Origin of the sequence: Pseudoalteromonas ardens, assembly GCF_030125445.1 — a bacterium.
GTDB classification, from domain to species: Bacteria; Pseudomonadota; Gammaproteobacteria; order Enterobacterales; family Alteromonadaceae; genus Pseudoalteromonas; species Pseudoalteromonas ardens.
On record NZ_JASJUV010000011.1, the window covers coordinates 118,320 to 138,577 of the forward strand.

The window sequence follows — 20,258 nt, forward strand, 5'->3', positions numbered from 1 at the left end:
TAACCTGACTGCCCCAAACGCAAAAGCCCCGGCCAAAAGGCCGGGGCTTTTCAAAAGTTTAATTTAGTTAAAAACTAAAATTAAGCTTTCTTAGGACGAACCAGAACGTCTACCAAAGTCCAAGATTTTTTCTTAGAGATCGGCGCACATTCACGGATAGTCACAGTATCACCTGCTTGCGCAGTGTTGCTCTCATCGTGTGCGTGCAACTTAGTTGTACGCTTGATGAATTTACCGTAGATCGGGTGCTTAACCTGACGCTCGATAGCAACAACGATTGACTTGTCCATTTTGTCGCTAACTACACGACCTTGAAGAGTACGGATCTTATCGCTCATTATGCACCTGCCTTCTGGTTGATAACCGTTTTAACACGCGCAATATTGCGACGTACTTTTTTCAGCTCGTGAGTTTGAGCCAGCTGACCAGTGCTCGCTTGCATGCGCAGGTTGAACTGCTCACGCAGAAGCTCTAGAAGTTCAGCATTTAGCTCTTCTACGCTTTTGTCTTTAAGTTCGCTAGCTTTCATTTACATTACCGTCCGAGTTACAAAAGTGGTTTTGAAAGGTAATTTACGAGCAGCTAGGTTGAATGCTTCGCGAGCAAGCTCTTCTGAAACACCTTCCATCTCGTAAAGTACTTTACCAGGCTGAATTTCAGCAACCCAGTATTCAACAGAACCTTTACCTTTACCCATACGAACTTCAAGCGGCTTTTCTGTAATTGGCTTGTCTGGGAACACACGGATCCAGATTTTACCTTGACGCTTGATGTGACGTGTCATAGCACGACGAGCTGCTTCGATTTGACGAGCAGTCATACGGCCACGGCCAGTCGCTTTCAAGCCGAAAGAACCGAAGCTAACTTTATTACCGCTAGTTGCAAGACCACGGTTGCGGCCTTTGTGCACTTTACGGAATTTTGTACGTTTTGGCTGTAACATTAGTCGCTACCTCTTACTTAGCACTTTTTTTAGCTTTCTTCGGAGCGCGCTTGGCTGGCTTCTCAGCTTCTTGTTTCAGTGGAAGACCACCGATAACTTCGCCTTTGAAGATCCAAACTTTAACACCGATGATACCGTAAGTGGTCAAAGCTTCAGAAGTTGCGTAGTCGATGTCAGCACGTAGAGTGTGTAGAGGTACACGACCTTCACGATACCACTCAGAACGTGCGATTTCAGCACCGCCTAGACGGCCGCTAACTTCAACTTTGATACCCTTTGCACCCAGACGCATTGCGTTCTGTACCGCGCGCTTCATCGCACGACGGAACATTACACGACGCTCTAGCTGTGAAGAGATACCGTCAGCAACTAGTTGTGCATCAAGCTCTGGCTTACGTACTTCTGCGATGTTGATTTGCGCAGGTACACCAGCAAGCTTAGTTACAGCGTGGCGAAGCTTTTCAACATCTTCACCTTTTTTACCGATAACAACACCAGGACGAGCTGTGTGAATTGTTACACGGATAGATTTAGCTGGACGCTCAATAACGATTTTAGACACAGAAGCGTTTTTCAATTCCTTAGTAAGGTATTGACGCACTTTGTGATCACCAAAAAGCTGCTCAGAGAAATCTTTTGAATTCGCGTACCAGGTAGAAACCCAAGGTTTAGAGATACCTAGGCGAATACCAGTAGGATGAACTTTTTGTCCCATTACTTATATCTCCTAGCTATCTGAAACCACAACAGTGATGTGGCTTGAACGCTTAAGGATGCGGTCTGCGCGTCCTTTAGCACGTGGCATAATACGTTTCATTGTAGGACCTTCGTCTACAAATACTTTAGCCACTTTAAGCTCATCAATGTCAGCACCTTCGTTGTGCTCCGCGTTAGCGATAGCAGACTCAAGTACTTTCTTAACTAATACAGCCGCTTTCTTTGGGCTGTACGCTAGGATTTCTAGCGCGCGATCAACCGGAAGTCCGCGGATCTGATCTGCAACTAGACGTGCTTTTTGCGCCGAACCAGAGGCGAATTTGTGTTTAGCTAATGCTTCCATCATACCCTCCGATTAACGCTTTTTAGCTTTCTTATCCGCAGCGTGACCGCGGTAAGTACGTGTAGGTGCAAATTCACCTAGTTTGTGACCGATCATTTCGTCTGTAACGAATACAGGTACGTGCTGACGACCATTATGGACAGCGATGGTCAATCCGATCATGTTAGGGATGATCATTGAACGACGGCTCCAAGTCTTGATAGGCTTCTTGTCACCGCTTTCCAACGCCTTCTCTACCTTCTTCAGCAAGTGTAGGTCAATGAATGGACCCTTCTTGAGAGAACGTGGCATGGCAATTCCTCAACTATTACTTAGTACGACGACGTACGATAAATTTATCAGTACGCTTGTTCTTACGTGTCTTAGCACCTTTAGTCGGCTTACCCCATGGAGACACAGGGTGACGACCACCAGATGTACGACCTTCACCACCACCGTGTGGGTGGTCTACCGGGTTCATGGCAACACCACGAACTGTAGGACGAACACCACGCCAGCGAGTTGCACCAGCTTTACCTAGTGAACGTAGCATGTGTTCAGCGTTACCTACTTCACCGATAGTTGCGCGACAATCCGCTTCAACTTTACGCATTTCGCCTGAACGTAGACGTAGAGTCACGTACTGGCCTTCACGCGCTAGGATCTGTACATATGCACCAGCAGAACGGGCAATCTGAGCACCTTTACCAGGCTTAAGCTCAACATTGTGTACCGTTGTACCTACTGGGATGTTACGCATAGGCATTGCGTTACCAGCTTTGATTGGTGCATCAACACCAGACTGGATTGCATCACCTGCTTTAACACCCTTAGGTGCGATGATGTAACGACGCTCACCGTCTGCATATAATACAAGAGCGATGTTTGCGCTACGGTTAGGATCGTACTCTAGACGCTCTACTTTAGCTGGGATGCCATCTTTAGTGCGTTTAAAGTCGATTACACGGTAGTGTTGCTTGTGACCACCACCGATGTGACGAACCGTGATACGACCGTTGTTGTTACGACCACCTGATTTAGAGTTTTTCTCTAATAGCGGAGCGTAAGGCTTACCCTTGTGCAGATCAGGGTTAACCACTTTAACGACGTGACGACGACCCGCAGAAGTTGGTTTACACTTTTGAAGTGCCATAATTCTAACTCCCCTTATTACTCGGCGCCGCCGACAAAGTCTAGCTCGCTGCCTTCTTTAAGAGTAACGTAGGCTTTCTTCCAGTCTGAACGACGGCCGAAACGCATGCCTGTACGCTTAGTTTTACCCTTAACATTTAGCGTGCGAACACCAGTTACTTCTACTTCGAAAAGCTTCTCAACAGCAGCTTTGATTTCTGCTTTGTTTGCATCTTTAACTACTTTGAAAACAATCGTGTTGTTCTCTTCAGCAGAGATAGTGCTTTTCTCAGAGATGTGTGGAGCAAGGATTACTTTTAAAAGACGTTCTTCACGGATCATGCTAGCGCCTCCTCAAGTTGCTTAACAGCAGCAGCAGTAATCAGTACCTTATCGAAAGCGATTAGGCTTACTGGGTCGATGCCAGCTACATCACGCGTGTCAACCTTGTACAGGTTACGTGCAGAAAGGAATAGATTCTCATCTACTTCTTCAGTCACGATTAATACGTCTTTAAGCTCAAGCTCTTTCAGCTTAGCTACTAGTTCTTTAGTCTTTGGTGCTTCTAGACCAAATTCTTCAACAACTACTAGACGATCTTGACGAACAAGCTCAGAAAGAATGCTCTTGATCGCACCGCGATACATCTTACGGTTAACTTTTTGGCTGTGATCTTGCGGCTTAGCTGCAAAGCTCACACCACCGCTGCGCCAGATTGGGCTGCGGATTGTACCAGCACGTGCACGGCCAGTACCTTTTTGGCGGAATGGTTTTTTACCACCACCAGCAACTTCAGAACGTGTCTTCTGAGCTTTAGTACCCTGACGAGCACCTGCTGCGAAAGCAACAACTACTTGGTGTACTAATGCTTCGTTAAACTCACGTCCAAAAGTAGCTTCGGAAACTTCAAGCGCACCAGCGCCTTTAATTGCTAATTCCATCACTAAATCTCCAGGACTTAAGCTTTAACAGCTGGTTTAACGATAACGTCGCCGCCGATAGCGCCAGGTACTGCACCTTTAACTAAAAGCAGATTACGCTCAGCGTCAACACGTACTAGCTCTAGGTTCTGAGTAGTTGTTTGCACATTACCCATTTGACCAGCCATTTTCTTACCTTTAAACACCTTACCAGGTGATTGGTTTTGACCGATTGAACCAGGAGCACGGTGAGATAGAGAGTTACCGTGAGTAGCGTCTTGCGTGCTGAAATTCCAGCGCTTAACACCACCTTGGAAACCTTTACCTTTTGAAGTACCAGTAACGTCTACTTTGTTTACTTCGTTGAATAGCTCAACAGTAAGCTCAGCACCTACTTCAAACTCACCTTCACCGCCGTTAAGACGGAATTCCCACAGGCCGCGACCCGCTTCAACACCAGCTTTAGCGAAGTGACCCGCTTCTGGTTTGTTTACACGGCTTGCTTTTTTCTCGCCTGCAGTAACTTGAAGCGCGTTATAACCGTCTGTTGCGTCAGATTTGATCTGAGTAACACGGTTAGGAGTCGCTTCGATAACTGTCACAGGGATAGATACACCATCTTCAGTGAAGATGCGTGTCATACCCACTTTACGACCGACTAGACCTAATGCCATTTTCCTAAAACCTCTCTAATCTTTCGATTAACCCAGGCTGATTTGAACATCAACACCAGCAGCAAGGTCTAGGCGCATTAGAGCGTCTACAGTCTTGTCAGTTGGTTCTACGATGTCGATCAGACGTTTGTGGGTGCGGATTTCATACTGATCACGCGCGTCTTTGTTTACGTGCGGAGAGATCAATACAGTGAAACGTTCAAAGCGAGTAGGAAGTGGGATTGGACCACGTACCTGAGCGCCAGTGCGTTTCGCAGTTTCCACGATTTCCGCCGTTGATTGGTCAATCAAACGGTGGTCAAAAGCTTTTAGGCGAATACGAATGCGTTGATTTGACATTCTTAAACCTCAATTAAAAGAGCATTTAAAAAGAGCATAAAAAAACCCCCGAGGCCATCTCAAAATATAAGAGGTCGGTTGTTCTTCTATTTCTACCATTGAACTCCAAATCGGAGTTCCTGTTTACGTGCCTGAAATCCAGGCCTATGTATGACTTTCTTGTGACGAATCACAGAAAGTTTGAGCATTATAATGAGACTGGCGATAAATGCAACAATTATTGCAAAATTATTTGCTGCATGCCTCGTCCTCACTGTAAGTGGCACAGGGCGTCTATACTTTGTACAAAGGATTGCCTACACCGTCCTTGTCATTGTACTGACACAAATGGTCAGTCCAGTTAAAGCCTGATATTCTATACAGCAAAAATACGAATCTGGTACTGCTATGCGCTTACTTTCTCAGGGGCTCAACCGAGTGGCCCAATGGACCAACTGCTTACTGGTCAGAAGCAAACTGTTGCCGGCTGACCCCGTGTCGCAGTTCAACCTGGACCCGAGCTTACCCACTTTTTACGTTGCCCGACTTAATTCTCGGGCAGATCTGGCTGCACTCAACGCGATGTGTAAGAAGCTGGGCTTGCCCAGCCCCATGCAAGATCAGGTTTTAGGAAGTAAAACACTGCCGCGCTTTATTGGTATCAAAAATCCAACGCCCCTGCTGAGCAAAACCGCGGGACCCAGCCCGGCTATTGATCAGGGTAAAGCGATTTTCTCTGCATTGCGTGCCCACCCGGACATCAAAGCACAAGTGATCCCCGTGACCGTGTTGTGGGGCCGTAATCCTGGTAAAGAAAAGCCCGGTATAGGCACCTTATTCAGCCACTCACTCACCCCCAGTTGGCTGCGCAAGGCTATGGTCGTGCTATTGTCTGGTCGCGATAACCTGGTGCGCTTCTCTGCCCCCATCGCTCTGGATCAACTCATGACAGACAAAGCGGACGTCGACGAGTTACCTCATAAACTGCTGCGTGTGGCTCGGGTACATTTTCACCGTCAAAAGTTGGCTGCAACCGGACCCAGGTTGCCGTCGCGCGAAGCTCTGTTCAATTCCCTGCTGGCTGCCCCCACAGTTAAACGCGCCATCGCCGATGAAGCCAAATCTAAGGGGCTAAGTCATGATGAGGCACGCTTAAAAGCGCTGGAGCTACTGGAGGAAGTTGCCGCCAACTATTCAGAAGCCATGGTTCGCGTGGGCGATCGCGTATTGACCTGGCTGTGGAATAAACTCTATAACGGCATCGAAGTAAAAAATGCCGATCGGGTGCATGACCTGGCCGATAAAGGCCACGAAATCATTTACGTGCCCTGCCATCGCAGCCACATGGATTACCTGCTGCTAACCTACGTGATTTATCACCAAGGCCTGGTACCGCCGCATATTGCAGCCGGGGTGAACCTGAACTTCTTCCCGGCCGGTGGCATTTTCCGACGCTGTGGCGCGTTCTTTATTCGCCGCTCATTTGCCGGTAACAAACTCTACTCCACCATCTTTAAAGAATATCTGACTCAGCTGTTCATCAAAGGTTATTCAGTCAAGTTTTACACTGAAGGTGGCCGCAGTCGCACAGGCCGCTTGTTGCCGCCCAAAACGGGTATGCTGGCTATGACGATGCAATCTATGTTGCGCGGGATCGATCGACCCATTTCTATAGTACCGGTTTACATTGGCTATGAGCATGTCATGGAGATCAATACCTACCTCAAAGAGCTGGCAGGCAACAGCAAAAAGAATGAATCCGTCGCAGGGGTCTTTAAGGCCATTAAAAACCTTAAAAACTATGGCCGGGGTTACCTGAACTTCGGTGAACCCATTCACCTCAATCAATATCTCAATGAACATCAGGCTGACTGGCGCGACGCCATCGGTCAGGGTGAGGGCGCCAAACCGCAGTGGCTCAATGGTCAGGTGGCTCTGGTGGCGGACCGTATCATGACCAACATCAATGCCAGCGCAGCACTGAACTCCATTAACCTGCTGGCTATGATATTGCTGTGTAATGAGCAATTTGCGCTGAGCCGACAAAAGCTGCTGACACAAATGCGCTTTTATCTCACCTTGCAAAGCCAGGCACGCTATGACGCCAATGTCACAGCGCCAAATGAAGATGCCGAGGCACTGTTGAATCACGCGCTTAAGCTGGATAAGTTCGATGTACTGGCGGATGAACTGGGCGAGATCATTACGATCAAAGAAAAAGAGCGCACCCTGTTTAACTATTATCGCAACAATATTTTGCATCTGTTTGCCGTTCCCAGCGTTATTGCGCAAATACTGTTTAACCGCTATAGCGTCACGGTCACTGAGTGTCAGGCGAGCCTGGGTACCTTATATCCGCTGTTTGCCAAAGAGTGGTTTATGCATGAGTTACGTGAAGACTACATTGAGGACGTATTAAACTGTTTCGCTCAGGAGGGCCTGATAGACTTTGATGGCCACCTGGCGACCGTCGTTAAAGACAACAAAGCACTGGCACAACTGGAGATGTTGGGTAAGGTGATCCATCTGACACTGGAACGCTATGCCATCAGTGTCAGCCTGTTGCTGCGTGATCAAGGCATTGCCCGCACCACACTGGAGAGTGAAAGTGAAGTGTTGGCTAAGCGACTGGGTACCTTACACGGCATTAAGAGCCCTGAGTTCTTTGATAAGAAGGTGCAGACTAACCTGATCAGCGTGTTACAAACACAAGGTTTTATCAGTATTTCTGAGCAGCAGACCATCACAGCGATGCCAACGCTCAGCACTTTGTCTGATCACCTCAATGATTTACTGCCAGCGAGGATCTGGCAGTCCATCCGCGATACCTTATAGAAGACGCTATGCTATAAAGGTATCATCTGTAGCGTCAGCGCGCTGCGCGCTGACGCATAACCCCTTCCTGAATAGTCGATGCCACTAACTCGCCCTGACGGTTAAAGAATTGGCCTCGAACCAGTCCACGACCATTGCTGGCACTGGGACTGTCTACACTGTAAAGCAACCACTCATCCATTCTAAATGGACGATGGAACCACATCGCATGATCTATGGTCGCGACCTGCATGTTTTTTTGCATAAAGGACACCCCATGTGGCTGCAACGCCGTGGGCAGGAACTCAAAATCCGACGCATAGGCCAGCAGGTAGTTGTGAATTCGACGATCGTCAGGCATGGCACCATTGGCCTTAAACCAGACATGGCGTGTGGGTTCCATCACCTCAGGCTGAAACGGATTATGAAACTCCACCGGACGCATTTCGATGGGCATCGGTTGAGTAAATTTAGCGCGTAGTGGCTCAGGAATTAAGTCTGCTTTGTCCTGATAGAACTCCAGCGATGATCGCAACGCTTCCGGGCCCGGAACCTCAGGCATCTCTGACTGGTGGGATAAGCCTGGTTCATCCCCCTGAAAAGACGCGGTCATATAAAAGATGGGTTTACCGTACTGAATAGCGCTGACCCTGCGAGTACTAAAACTGCGCCCATCACGAATATTCTCAACATCGTACACAATCGGTTTAGCCGCATCGCCGGGACGTAAAAAGTACGAGTGCAGCGAATGCACATAGCGCCCTTCTGGCAAAGTATATTTAGCTGCGGAGAGTGCCTGACCCATGACCTGGCCACCAAACACCTGCGGAAAGCCCAGATCCTGACTCTGGCCACGATAAATCCCTTGTTCGATTTCTTCGAGCTGAAGCAGCTCCAGCAACCCCTGTAATGCCTGACTCATTGCACACCTCTTACACTGTATAGCTAATCCTGTAATTATACACTATTGTGCAAGTAAAGAGAGGCATCACACGTTAAATCAGGCGCTTAACCCGGGCACGTAGCAGGCCGGACAAGAGTGCGATACACTGTGTGTCGGCTTATTCTGACAAGGTAACTGACATGGCATACTGGTTATTTAAAACCGAACCCGACGCATTTTCCATCGACGATCTACAGCAGGCACCACAGCAAAGTACGTTTTGGGAAGGAATACGCAATTATCAGGCCCGTAACTTTCTGCGCGATGATGTACAGGTGGGCGATCAGGTCTTTATTTACCACTCAAGCTGCAAAATCCCCGCTGTGGTCGGCATCGCCACGGTCACCAAAGGAGCAGAGACCGATCCCCATCAGTTTGATCTGAGCAGCGATTATTATGATGCCAAATCCAGTAAAGATAACCCTCGCTGGGTAGGCGTCACTTTATGCTATCAGCAGCATATGCCCCGACCAGTGACACTCAAAGCCATTAAAGCCGATGATGCCATCACAGAGCTTGCGCTAAAAAAGGCCGGGCGTCTGTCCATTATGCCTGTGACCGACGCTGAGTGGACACACATCTGCCAGCTCGGTGGCACTGAGTAACAGTGCCGGACCGGGAAGCAGCTCTGTCAGCGCTTTTTCTGCTTTCCCCCTTTGGGGATCATGGAAAAGTACAAGATCAGCGCCAGCCAGGAAAACAGCAAAGTGCCGATCAGCCAGCCATTTTTTTCATGACCCCGGGTGCGTTTGCTGCCAGCAACCAGTCCTATTGGCAGTAAATACAAGCACAAGGCCCCCATTAATAGCAGCAATTGATCTGTCATACTCGCTCCCAGTTCACTTCACTGTGAAGTACGCGTTGCGGTGCAATATAGTGTAATACATCGCCCCCCTGTAGCGCGTAATCCAGCGGTGGGTTTAAATCCATATCACGGCCACTGAGGTCGCGCGCCACCCCCAGTAAAATCGCATTATGATGCGTTTTGAAATACATAAAGAGCTGACCAAATGTCAAAGCTGTCAGCGACTTCGGCAACTGCAAACTAAACTGCGTGTCGCCATGTAGGGTAGAGAGTAGCTCTTCCTGAATACGACTTGAGCCCGGGTCCTGCATCGAACGCACCAGGATCTCAGCCGACATCGCTGTCGAACACTCCACATTACGGCAATGCTGGCGTAACAACTGTGCCTTGGTTTCATCATTAAAATGGGCACTGATGTGGGCAGCCTTTTTCACCATCGGACTCAGTTTCAGCGCTGTGGTAAAGGTTTGATCATCGTCCTGACCATCAACAATGATTTTATCCGCATTGGCTAACCCGGTGCGCGCCAACTGTTGATCATCGGTAAAGCTCAGCAGACGCACAAAATCCACCTCAGAAAAACGCAGCAGTGGGTGCTCCATCTCGTCACACACAGCCAATACAATGCGTCGTTCAATGCGTTTATTGTCGGCCAGAATATACTCAATCATGCGCTCAGTGCGTGTCGTGTGCCAGCCAAAGATGATGATATGATCGCTCAAATGTGAATAGTCTTTATCGCCCTTCATTGCTCTTTTTACCCAAATTGTAATTAACTGCCCAACTTTGCCTAGCAAAATGCCAAACAACGCCAGACCCAGCGGGATTTGAAATAAGGCCACAACCCAGCGTCCCAGATCGGTCGTGGCACTAAAATCACCATAACCCACTGTCGATGTGGTCACGACGTAATAATAGAAATAGGTACTGACAGGCAATAATGCGTGCTCCTGTGCCAGCCAGAGCAATGCCCAGGTCACGCACATATGCAACACAGTCGCCAGTCCAATCAGCGGCCAACTGGCCTGATCAATGTGCGTCTGTAATACCAACAACAAACGCTTAAATAGCAAAGGCATTGTCATTCCTATATTGCAAGTCTCTGATTTACCATACTGAATAATCAGGATTATGCAACTGAGTTAACCCGCTGTGCAGCACTTGCCAAACGCCATTGTTTGACTCAGCTTGATTGGGCTCAATTTGTGCGCACAGAAAGTATTAATTTATTTACTAATAAGTATATACTGAGGGAAGGTACATATATTAGGGTAGCTTTATGGCCGGAGTATTAGCATCCGTTGATCAACGCACACAACTGGTGGGAGAAAACCGCCTCGAGCTACTGTTGTTTCATTTACACAGCCGACATCTGTTTGCACTCAATGTGTTTAAAGTCAAAGAAGTCGTTAAGTTGCCGCATCTGAACAAGATGCCCAATGCCCATCCAAAAATAGCCGGGGTCACCACCATTCGCGGTGAGTCTATTCCGGTGATCGATTTACGCCAGGCGATCTGCATGCCACAGTGTGAATACGACAGTGACAGCAACTTAGTGATCACCGAATATAACCGTACCATTCAGGCATTTCTGGTGGGTAAAGTCGACCAGATAGTCAACACCACCTGGTCTGATATCATGCCGCCCCCGCGCTCAGTGGGTCGCAACCATTACCTCACCGCACTGACCAAGCTCAAACGCGGCGACCAGGAGTTACTGGTAGAGATCATTGACGTCGAGAAGGTGCTGGCCGAGATCATCGCGTACGACGTGGTGATCCCCGAAAATATCCTCGACAAAACTATCATCAATGAATTTCAGGGCCGCAAGATTTTGCATGTGGACGACTCTCCCACGGCACGTCGCCAGGTCTCCGATACGCTGGCTCAGCTGGGCATCGAAGTGCTACCTGCAACCGATGGCCACGAAGCCCTAAAGCTACTTCAGCACTGGGCAGATGAGGGCATAGACGTGAACAAAGAACTCATGGCAGTGATCACCGATGCTGAAATGCCGGTTATGGATGGCTACCGCTTAACCTACGAAATACGTAACGACAGCCGCCTGAAAGACCTCTATATCGTGCTCAATACCTCGCTCAGTGGCAGCTTTAACAAAGCCATGGTAGAGAAGGTGGGGTGTGATGTTTTCTTATCTAAATTTCAGCCGGACCGACTGGTTGATGAAATGCAACGCCGACTGAAAGACGTACTGAATCAATAACTGTATATAAAAACAGGTTTCGTAGAATTTAAACCTTATATTTTTCATATGGTTAATTTTAACCATGTGCAAAATACCCGCACCAAACTGGGCTTTGTGCCCTGCCCTAGGTATACTTTGCGCTGAATAAAGACGATGGGCGCAAAGATGGACGTATCAGAATTACTTGATGGCTTAAACGACAAACAACGTGAGGCGGTTGCCGCACCGCTACAAAATATGCTGGTATTAGCAGGCGCAGGCTCGGGCAAAACCCGGGTGCTGGTGCATCGCATTGCCTGGCTCATGCAGGTTGAGCAGGCTTCTGCGTACAGCATTTTTGCCGTAACCTTTACCAATAAAGCCGCCAAAGAGATGCGTACCCGGGTCGAAGAAACCTTACAAAACCCGGTCGGTGGTATGTGGATCGGCACCTTCCATGGCCTCGCCCATCGTATTTTGCGCGCCCATCATCGCGAAGCCAGGTTGCCGGAGTCGTTTCAGATTTTGGATTCCGACGACCAGCTGAGAATGATCAAACGCCTGCTGAAATCGATGAACATCGACGATAAAAAGTGGCCACCTAAGCAACTCAGTTGGTATATCAGCGCACGCAAAGACGAAGGTCAGCGCCCCAAAGACATCACCGCCCATGACGTCAACGAGCAATTGATGTTGCAGGTCTATACTGCCTATCAGGATGCCTGTGATCGCGCCGGCCTGGTCGACTTTGCCGAAATTTTGCTGCGCTGCTACGAGGTACTGCAACAAAACCCCACGCTACTGCGTCATTACCAGCAGCGCTTCCGCCATATGCTGGTCGACGAATTCCAGGATACCAACAGCATTCAGTATTTATGGCTAAAACTGCTCGCAGGCAGCGACAGCAACATCATGATAGTGGGTGATGACGACCAAAGTATTTACGGCTGGCGAGGCGCACGGATTGAGAATATCAAACGCTTTTTAACCGACTTCGACGCGCAAACGATTCGCCTTGAGCAAAACTACCGCTCCACCGGCACCATATTGAAAGCGTCTAATGCCCTGATCCAGAACAATGCTGAGCGTATGGGTAAAAGCCTCTGGACCGACGGTAATCAGGGTGAACCTATTTCCGTGTATGCCGCCTTTAACGAGCTTGACGAAGCCCGCTTTATGGTCGGTAAAGTTAAGTCCTGGCTCCAGGGTGGTAACGCACTGAGCGACTGTGCCGTGCTTTACCGCAGTAACGCCCAATCTCGGGTGCTGGAAGAAGCGCTGTTGCAGGAAGGCCTCAAGTATCGCATTTACGGCGGTATGCGCTTCTTCGAACGTCAGGAGATCAAAGACGCCCTGTCTTATCTGCGCCTGATCAGCAATCGCAATGACGACGCCGCGTTTGAACGGGTGATCAACACTCCGGCACGCGGTATCGGTGACAAAACCCTGAGCCATATTCGAGACTGTGCCCGGGCCGAGTCACTCCCCCTGTGGTACGCGGCCAAAGCCGTGCTGGAGCAAGGCCATCTGGCTGGCCGTGCCGCCACCGCCATTCGTCGCTTCATTGAACTGGTTGAACAGCTGGACGATAAATTGATGGAACTCGAACTGGCCGATCAAGCCAAGACCACCATAGAGCAATCCGGTCTGCTGGCCATGTATCAGGCTGAAAAAGGTGAAAAAGGCCGTGCCCGGGTAGAAAACCTCGAGGAATTGATCAACGCCTGTGGTCAGTTTGATTTACCCGTAGAAGAAGAGTTTACCTCGCCACTACAAGGGTTCTTAGCCTATACCTCACTGGAGTCTGGCGAAGGCCAGGCCGACGAACATGAAGATGCTGTACAGATGATGACGCTGCACTCAGCCAAAGGCCTGGAATTTCCATTGGTCTTTATGGTGGGCGTAGAAGAAGGCATGTTCCCCTCGCAACAAAGCCACGAGGAATCGGGCCGCCTTGAAGAGGAGCGCCGCCTGTGTTACGTCGGTATGACCCGGGCCATGGAAAAGCTTTACATCAGTCATGCGGAAAGCCGCCGTCTGTATGGTCAGGAAAAGTACCATAGCCCGTCACGCTTTTTACGTGAAATTCCCGAAGACTGCCTGGAAGAAATTCGCATCAAGACACAGGTTTCACGACCCGTGGCAAGTGGCCGCTTCAGTGCGTCAGTGAGCCATGCCGTCTTTGAAGACAGCAACTTTAATCTGGGTCAGCGCGTTTTACATGCCAAATTTGGCGCTGGCACAGTACTCAATTATGAGGGCTGCGGTGCTCAGTCACGCATTCAGGTAAACTTTGACGATGTCGGCAGCAAGTGGCTGGTCACCGCCTATGCCAGACTGCAAGAACTCTAAGCTTGCGCGCCTGCTCTCACAGCTTGAGCAGGCTCGACACCGTCAGCTGCTGCTGATCAGCGGCGAACAGGACTGGACCTACACTGAAGTACAGCGGCTGTTCCCTGCCATGCAAAATACAGCGTTAGTGCTGAGTAAGCACACAACACTGCCCGGGGCTTGCTGGCCAGAACATTTACATCAGGTGCTGGGCCAGGAATACACATTTGTTATCTATGACCTCTACAGTGGGCTGGTACCCAACACACTCGCTGCCGCCGCTGGCACTGTGCAAGCAGGCGGCCTGCTGATTGTGCTCGCCCCGGCGCTGTCACAGTGGCATAGCTGGTGCGATCCGGCGCTTGAGCGCTGGCTGTCCTATAACGAGACCGCGCACTCCAGCCCCTACCTGCAACGCTGGCAGACGCTGCTAAACAACGCTTCAGTATGGCAGATCAGCCAATCACAGGGCGACTTACTACCACCACGCTATGATGCACCGCACGCCACTTTGGATATCAGTGAGCAACAGCGCGCCCTCACTCAGCTAACCGCTCATTTGCAACAAGCGACTGCCGGGCCCGTATTACTGAGTGCCGATCGTGGCCGGGGAAAGTCCTCGCTGCTTGGCAGGCTGGCGGCTGACCTGCCCGAGCTGAGCTTTGTTTTATGCGCGCAGCAACGCCGTGCTGTACACAACAGCTTTGTTCACCTCGGCGCTGCACTTAATGAGCCGGTCACTGACAAACTCAATCAGCTTGCTAATCTGCGCTTTATACCGCCTGATCAACTGCTTGCACAGCGCCCAGGCTGTGATGTGCTGCTGGTTGATGAGGCCGCCGCAATTCCGGTACCGGTACTCATGGCGTTACTTAACGCCTATCCTAAAGTAGTGTTTTCCAGCACCTTGATTGGCTATGAAGGCAATGGCCGGGGCTATACACTGCGCTTTGCCAGACAACTTACACGCACCTACCCACAACACCTGAGCTTATCCCTTACTCAGCCGATCCGTTATGCCGAACGGGATCCGCTCGAAGCCCAGTTACGTCAGCTATTTGCTCTGGATTGTGATTATCAACGTGCGCTCACACCAACGGCCCCCTTAGCGTTCAGCGCGTGTTCGGGCACACAATTAGCAGTGGATGAAGATACCCTGTCTCAGGTGTTTGCTTTGTTGGTACTGGCACATTATCAAACATCTGTGAACGATCTGCGCCAGCTGCTCGACAGCCCGCATAATCGTTTATACCTTGCCCGACAGCAAGGGACTGTGGTGGCGGTGTGCCTGCTCAAACTGGAAGGCGGCTTTGATGCCGCACTCAGTCAGGATATTGCTGCAGCAACGCGACGTCCTGCCGGGCATTTAATGGCACAGCAGCTTGCGCAACTAACCGGTAATGCACAGCTGGCACAAAAGCGCGGGGCGCGGGTGGTGCGGATCGCCGTGTCACCACACCAACAAGGACAACAGATCGGCAGCCAGTTATTGCGCTTTGCCGAGCAGCAACTGAGTGACCAGGTTGACTATTTCGGTAGCAGTTTTGGCTGTAACGCACAATTGCTCAGATTCTGGCAGCACCACCAGTATCGGCCCGTCAAGCTGGGATTTAAACAGGATAAAGCCAGTGGTGAGTTTGCCGTTCTGGTGATCAAATCCTGTACTGAAACTGTCGCGCTTGAGCCACTACAACAGTGGTTTAAGCACCTGCTGTTCAACCAGCTCAGAGAGTTATATCGTGACTTTTCCTGTGCGTTGGTTATCGAGCTATGTAAAACCCTACCACAAAACGCGCCCGACCCTGTGCTGATGCAACAGCTAAATTACTTTGCACACACCACAGCAGGAGAGCAACAGATCACGGCCCTGATCAGTGCATTGTGTCACAATCACCCTGTACTTTTGGACCGATTATCAGCCAGTTCCCAAGTCACTACGATTCGGCTATTATTACAACGTCACCCACCAAAAGTATTAGATGATGCTTTGGACCTGGCTACAAAAAAACAACGACAAACCGCTTTGCGGTCAATAGTGACGGAAGTACATGCTGAAATTAATCTCAATCCTGAGTTGTTGCATCGCCTTGCTGGGCAGCCCTAAACTCATCGCTGACGAGGTGCTCAAGCTTGGCATGTCGGTTGCCCTGAGCGGACCGGCCAAAGACATTGGTCAGCAACTCAGACAAGGCGCCCAGCTGTACTTTGAGTATGCCAATGGCCTGCCAGACAGGTCCCACCCCAAAGTGTCGCTAATGGTCCTGGATGATGGCTATGAGCCCGCCCGCACCGTTGTAAATACCCGTTACCTGATTGATCAACACAAAGTCATGGCGCTCTTTGGCAATATGGGCACACCCACGGCACACGCTATTCAGGCAATCCTGACGCATCATCAGCTCCCCTTCCTGGTGCCCTTTACCGGTGCGGACTTTCTGCGCTTCAACACCCCCTACCCGGTGTTTAACTGGCGGGCCAGTTATCTGGACGAAGCCAATGAGCAGGTTCGCTACCTGGTGGATGAACAAGGGCATAAAGCCATTGCCCTATTGATCCAGGCCGATGAATTTGGCCTGACGCTGGAAAAAAGCTTTCGTCAAGCACTGACCGCCAGAGGCCTCAAACCCAAAGTAACAGCCCGCTTTCGGCGCAACAGTGCCGATATCAACAAAGCCCTCAAAGTGATCATGCGCAATGAAGTCACAGCCGTGGCGATGATAGGCACTTATCAGCCCCTCTCACTTTTTATTGATAAAGCGATGCACCGGGGGTTTAAAGGCACCTTTACCGGTGTCTCTTTCACTTCTTCCACTGCGCTGTTTGCCCAGCTGACCAGCAAACCAGCGCTGATGATCAGTGAAGTGGTACCCGACCCAGGCAAGTGCCAGGCACAATTATGTGCGTTATTTCGCTCTTTGATCCACAAACAACACTTAGCAACCAGTCCGCAGATCTTTGAAGGATTTCTCAACGCCGCCATTTTTATTTCAGCGCTCGACTACTGCCCCAGACCAGTCACGCGCGCGTGCCTGGCCGACGCAATGCAGCAGGTATTGGAAAAAGACCCGGCGATACGCACGATTTTTGGCCTCTCTGACACTGAGAATAAACCCCGTGTGTATCGATCTTACTTTCAATAATGTCTATGCTTAGGACATCAAGTTAACGTACAGAGGCAGACATGGACTTAATCAATTTTCGGGTAGGGAAAAAAACCATTTCATTAAAAATATTGGATATCCTGCTGACCGAGCGCTACGAAGGTAACCTCACCTCTCTGCCCAATGATAATCCCAGCTTTATGGGCGTAAAAGACTACATGGGCACACCCACTCCCATCTTTGACTTAGGTTTAATCTTAAATAACCAGTCTTCCTACGACATTAACAAGTCTCTGGTTACTATGTTGCAGGAGCGAGAACAAGATCAAAAAGCCTGGCTGGCCGAGCTGGAGCGCTGCATATACAACGACCAACCTTTTACCCAGGCCAAAGATCCTAAACAGTCCGCTTTTGGTAAGTGGTACTACAGTTTTAAAACCGACAACGATGACCTGCGCACGCTATTGGCGCGCTTTGAGGAGCCACACAATAAGCTGCATGCACTGGCTGACAAGTTGCTCACCATCAATGCCAAGGGCGATAAAACTGAAGCTTTGAGATTACTGGAAAAAGAAAAATCCACCACCTTTATGAAGCTGATCCGCCTGTTTGAATCGGCTCGTGACCAAATTATTCTCGATCATAAACCGATCATAGTCTTCACCACGCAAGATGGTCAGCGTCCACACATTGGCCTGCTGGTCGATCAGGTAGAAGACAACATTCACTGTGATGAATCAGACATCAAATCCTTGCACGAAATGACCAGTATGGGATTTGAGATTGACCCGCAAACGCGCAAGATGATGAAAGGGCTGATTAAACAAGGAGAACATCACAGCCTGGTACTGGACCCCAGCGCCATCTTCCGTCCGGATCATTTACAAGACTATGAACCGGAAGAAACAGAAGCCTATGGGTTATTCTGATCTTGCCAACTGCAGCAACAAAGATTAATCCGCAAGGTGAATAAAGGGCAGATAAAACAAGAAGTACAGCTTAGCCTGGTGCTGGATCCCAGCGCTATTTTACGTCCGGATCACTTACAAGACTATGAACCGGGGAAAGACAAAAGCCTACCAACTGTAGCAACAAAAAAACGCCGCTAATGCGGCGTTTTTAGTATTCGACAAGTAATTACTTACTTGGCCTGACGGCTCGCGCGCTTACGCTCGCTCTCTGTCAGTAGCTTCTTACGAATACGGATGCTTTCTGGTGTTACTTCTACCAGCTCATCGTCATCGATGAATTCAAGTGCCTGCTCAAGCGTCATGATGATTGGCGGAACCAGGTTCTGCGCTTCATCAGTACCAGATGCACGTACGTTGGTTAACTGCTTACCTTTCAGGGCATTAACTGTCAGGTCGTTATCACGTGCGTGAATACCGATGATCATCCCTTCGTACACTTCTACACCGTGACCGATGAACAACTTACCACGGTCTTGCAGGTTGAACAGAGCGTTAGTCAGCGCTTTACCCGCTGCGTTTGCAATCAGTACACCGTTCTTACGCTGACCGATGTTGCCACCTTTGTGTGGGCCATAGTGATCAAACGTGTGGTACATCAGACCAGAGCCAGAAGTCAGCGTCATGAAGTCAGTCTGGAAACCGATCAGGCCACGAGAAGGCATCACGAAGTCCATACGGATACGGCCTTTACCATCTGGAGCCATGTCTGTCATTTCTGCTTTACGCAGACCCAGTTGTTCCATGATTGAACCCTGGTGCTCTTCCTGAACGTCAACCGTCACGGTTTCATACGGTTCTTCCAGTTGACCGTCTACTTCGCGCAGGATTACCTCTGGACGAGATACTGCCAGCTCGTAACCTTCACGACGCATGTTTTCAATCAGAATACCTAAGTGCAATTCACCACGGCCAGATACGCGGAAGCTATCCGGGTTATCAGTTTCTTCAACGCGCAATGCAACGTTGTGTACCAGTTCCGCCTGAAGACGCTCAAGAATGTTACGTGAAGTAACGAATTTACCTTCCTGACCTGAGAACGGAGACGTGTTTACTGAGAAGGTCATGGTTACTGTCGGCTCATCAACCGACAGCGCAGGTAGTGCTTCTACTGCGTTTACATCACACACAGTGTCAGAGATTTTCAGCTCACCCAGGCCTGTGATAGCGATGATGTCACCCGCCTGTGCTTCTTGTGCTTCGTGACGATCAAGACCCAGATAAGTCAGAACCTGACCTACTTTACCGTTACGTGTCGTGCCATCAGCACCAACAATGGTCACCTGCTGGTTAACTTTAACGGTACCACGCTTGATACGACCTACACCAATTACACCGATGTATGAGTTGTAGTCCAGCTGAGAGATCTGCATCTGGAAGTCACCCTCTGGATCTGCATCCGGCTGGCCAACTTGCTCTACGATAGCTTCAAACATAGGCTGCATGTTGTCAGACGGCTCGTCCAGATCTAATGTCGCCCAACCGTTAATCGCTGATGCGTAGATAACCTGGAAGTCCAGTTGCTCGTCAGTGGCACCTAGGTTATCGAACAGGTCAAATACCTGATCCATAACCCAATCAGGACGTGCGCCTGGCTTGTCGATTTTGTTGATAACAACGATAGGCTTCAGACCCAGTGCGAATGCTTTTTGCGTTACGAAACGCGTTTGTGGCATTGGACCTTCTTGGGCATCAACCAGTAGCAATACTGAGTCAACCATTGAAAGTACACGTTCTACCTCACCACCAAAGTCGGCGTGTCCCGGGGTGTCTACGATATTGATGTGGTAGTCATTCCACTCGATGGCGGTGTTTTTCGCCAGGATGGTGATGCCACGCTCTTTTTCAATATCATTCGAGTCCATGACACGCTCTTCGTTGCCACCGCGTGTCTCTAATGTGCCAGATTGTTCCAGCAGCTTATCGACTAGGGTAGTTTTACCATGGTCAACGTGCGCGATGATCGCGATATTTCTTAACTTTTCAATGCTCATATTTTTACTCAGAGAAGTTGGCCCTCAGTGATCCTAGTCGAATCGCGCAAAAATGCGCACCTAAGATGCCGATCCACAATTAAAGGTCGCGT

The 20,258-nt window shown here is 49.6% G+C and carries 22 protein-coding genes; 7 read left to right on the top strand and 15 right to left on the bottom strand.

The window, feature by feature from the left end:
* Window positions 1-80: 80 nt before the first annotated feature.
* Genes rpsQ through rpsJ form a run of 11 tightly spaced genes read right to left on the bottom strand, consistent with a single transcriptional unit; the run spans window position 81 to window position 5,046 of the window.
* The gene (gene rpsQ / locus QNM19_RS23120; protein WP_049863782.1) at window positions 81-338 is read right to left on the bottom strand and encodes a 30S ribosomal protein S17; all 258 of its coding nucleotides are present in this window, start codon (window positions 336-338) and stop codon (window positions 81-83) included.
* Window positions 338-529, bottom strand: coding sequence for a 50S ribosomal protein L29 (rpmC, locus tag QNM19_RS23125; protein ID WP_010376372.1), 192 nt, complete (start codon window positions 527-529; stop codon window positions 338-340). Before rpmC ends, rpsQ begins: the two co-directional genes overlap by 1 nt.
* A complete protein-coding gene (gene rplP / locus QNM19_RS23130; protein ID WP_049863781.1) occupies window positions 530-943 on the bottom strand; it encodes a 50S ribosomal protein L16 in 414 nt (137 codons plus the stop codon).
* Window positions 944-956: 13 nt separating this feature from the next.
* On the bottom strand, window positions 957-1,658 hold the full coding sequence (gene rpsC, locus QNM19_RS23135) for a 30S ribosomal protein S3 (protein WP_010386168.1): 702 nt from the start codon (window positions 1,656-1,658) through the stop codon (window positions 957-959).
* A gap of 12 nt (window positions 1,659-1,670) precedes the next feature.
* Window positions 1,671-2,003: a 50S ribosomal protein L22 gene (gene rplV, locus QNM19_RS23140; RefSeq protein ID WP_010386167.1), complete on the bottom strand. Its 333-nt coding sequence runs from the start codon at window positions 2,001-2,003 to the stop codon at window positions 1,671-1,673.
* 12 nt (window positions 2,004-2,015) lie between these two features.
* Entirely contained in the window at window positions 2,016-2,294 is a 279-nt protein-coding gene (gene rpsS / locus QNM19_RS23145; protein ID WP_010367084.1) for a 30S ribosomal protein S19, read from the bottom strand.
* Between the two features lie 16 nt (window positions 2,295-2,310).
* A complete protein-coding gene (gene rplB / locus QNM19_RS23150; protein ID WP_049863780.1) occupies window positions 2,311-3,135 on the bottom strand; it encodes a 50S ribosomal protein L2 in 825 nt (274 codons plus the stop codon).
* A gap of 17 nt (window positions 3,136-3,152) precedes the next feature.
* On the bottom strand, window positions 3,153-3,455 hold the full coding sequence (gene rplW, locus QNM19_RS23155) for a 50S ribosomal protein L23 (protein ID WP_049863779.1): 303 nt from the start codon (window positions 3,453-3,455) through the stop codon (window positions 3,153-3,155).
* Entirely contained in the window at window positions 3,452-4,054 is a 603-nt protein-coding gene (gene rplD / locus QNM19_RS23160) for a 50S ribosomal protein L4 (protein WP_010386164.1), read from the bottom strand. The genes rplW and rplD overlap by 4 nt, the downstream gene beginning before the upstream one ends.
* A 17-nt stretch (window positions 4,055-4,071) precedes the next feature.
* Window positions 4,072-4,707, bottom strand: a complete 636-nt coding sequence (gene rplC / locus QNM19_RS23165) for a 50S ribosomal protein L3 (protein ID WP_049863778.1) — start codon at window positions 4,705-4,707, stop codon at window positions 4,072-4,074.
* 27 nt (window positions 4,708-4,734) lie between these two features.
* Window positions 4,735-5,046 carry a 30S ribosomal protein S10 gene (rpsJ, locus tag QNM19_RS23170; protein ID WP_005495349.1) on the bottom strand — a complete coding sequence of 104 codons (312 nt, stop codon included), beginning with the start codon at window positions 5,044-5,046 and terminating at the stop codon, window positions 4,735-4,737.
* Window positions 5,047-5,433: 387 nt separating this feature from the next.
* On the opposite strand from rpsJ, the gene plsB reads away from it, so the two are divergent.
* Window positions 5,434-7,860: a glycerol-3-phosphate 1-O-acyltransferase PlsB gene (gene plsB / locus QNM19_RS23175; RefSeq protein ID WP_049863777.1), complete on the top strand. Its 2,427-nt coding sequence runs from the start codon at window positions 5,434-5,436 to the stop codon at window positions 7,858-7,860.
* Window positions 7,861-7,894: 34 nt separating this feature from the next.
* Here the strand turns inward: plsB and tesB are convergent, their stop codons facing one another.
* Entirely contained in the window at window positions 7,895-8,761 is an 867-nt protein-coding gene (gene tesB, locus QNM19_RS23180; protein WP_049863776.1) for an acyl-CoA thioesterase II, read from the bottom strand.
* Window positions 8,762-8,922: 161 nt separating this feature from the next.
* Here tesB and QNM19_RS23185 point away from each other — a divergent pair, with 161 nt between their 5' ends.
* Window positions 8,923-9,387: an EVE domain-containing protein gene (locus tag QNM19_RS23185; protein WP_049863775.1), complete on the top strand. Its 465-nt coding sequence runs from the start codon at window positions 8,923-8,925 to the stop codon at window positions 9,385-9,387.
* Between the two features lie 26 nt (window positions 9,388-9,413).
* On the opposite strand, the gene QNM19_RS23190 is transcribed toward QNM19_RS23185, so the two are convergent.
* Entirely contained in the window at window positions 9,414-9,608 is a 195-nt protein-coding gene (locus tag QNM19_RS23190) for a hypothetical protein (protein ID WP_010386157.1), read from the bottom strand.
* Entirely contained in the window at window positions 9,605-10,666 is a 1,062-nt protein-coding gene (locus QNM19_RS23195; protein WP_049863774.1) for a potassium channel family protein, read from the bottom strand. The genes QNM19_RS23190 and QNM19_RS23195 overlap by 4 nt, the downstream gene beginning before the upstream one ends.
* 200 nt (window positions 10,667-10,866) lie before the next feature.
* Between QNM19_RS23195 and QNM19_RS23200 the strand changes: the two genes are divergently transcribed.
* From QNM19_RS23200 to QNM19_RS23220, 5 genes are all read left to right on the top strand, one after another.
* On the top strand, window positions 10,867-11,811 hold the full coding sequence (locus tag QNM19_RS23200) for a chemotaxis protein CheV (RefSeq protein ID WP_049863773.1): 945 nt from the start codon (window positions 10,867-10,869) through the stop codon (window positions 11,809-11,811).
* A gap of 147 nt (window positions 11,812-11,958) precedes the next feature.
* Window positions 11,959-14,124: a DNA helicase II gene (uvrD, locus tag QNM19_RS23205; RefSeq protein WP_284027264.1), complete on the top strand. Its 2,166-nt coding sequence runs from the start codon at window positions 11,959-11,961 to the stop codon at window positions 14,122-14,124.
* The gene (locus tag QNM19_RS23210; protein WP_284027265.1) at window positions 14,072-16,207 is read left to right on the top strand and encodes a GNAT family N-acetyltransferase; all 2,136 of its coding nucleotides are present in this window, start codon (window positions 14,072-14,074) and stop codon (window positions 16,205-16,207) included. Before uvrD ends, QNM19_RS23210 begins: the two co-directional genes overlap by 53 nt.
* Entirely contained in the window at window positions 16,152-17,243 is a 1,092-nt protein-coding gene (locus QNM19_RS23215) for an ABC transporter substrate-binding protein (RefSeq protein ID WP_284027266.1), read from the top strand. Before QNM19_RS23210 ends, QNM19_RS23215 begins: the two co-directional genes overlap by 56 nt.
* Before the next feature lie 41 nt (window positions 17,244-17,284).
* Window positions 17,285-18,133, top strand: a complete 849-nt coding sequence (locus tag QNM19_RS23220; RefSeq protein WP_010386146.1) for a chemotaxis protein CheW — start codon at window positions 17,285-17,287, stop codon at window positions 18,131-18,133.
* A gap of 212 nt (window positions 18,134-18,345) precedes the next feature.
* On the opposite strand, the gene typA is transcribed toward QNM19_RS23220, so the two are convergent.
* On the bottom strand, window positions 18,346-20,166 hold the full coding sequence (gene typA / locus QNM19_RS23225) for a translational GTPase TypA (protein WP_049863695.1): 1,821 nt from the start codon (window positions 20,164-20,166) through the stop codon (window positions 18,346-18,348).
* Window positions 20,167-20,258 lie beyond the last annotated feature (92 nt).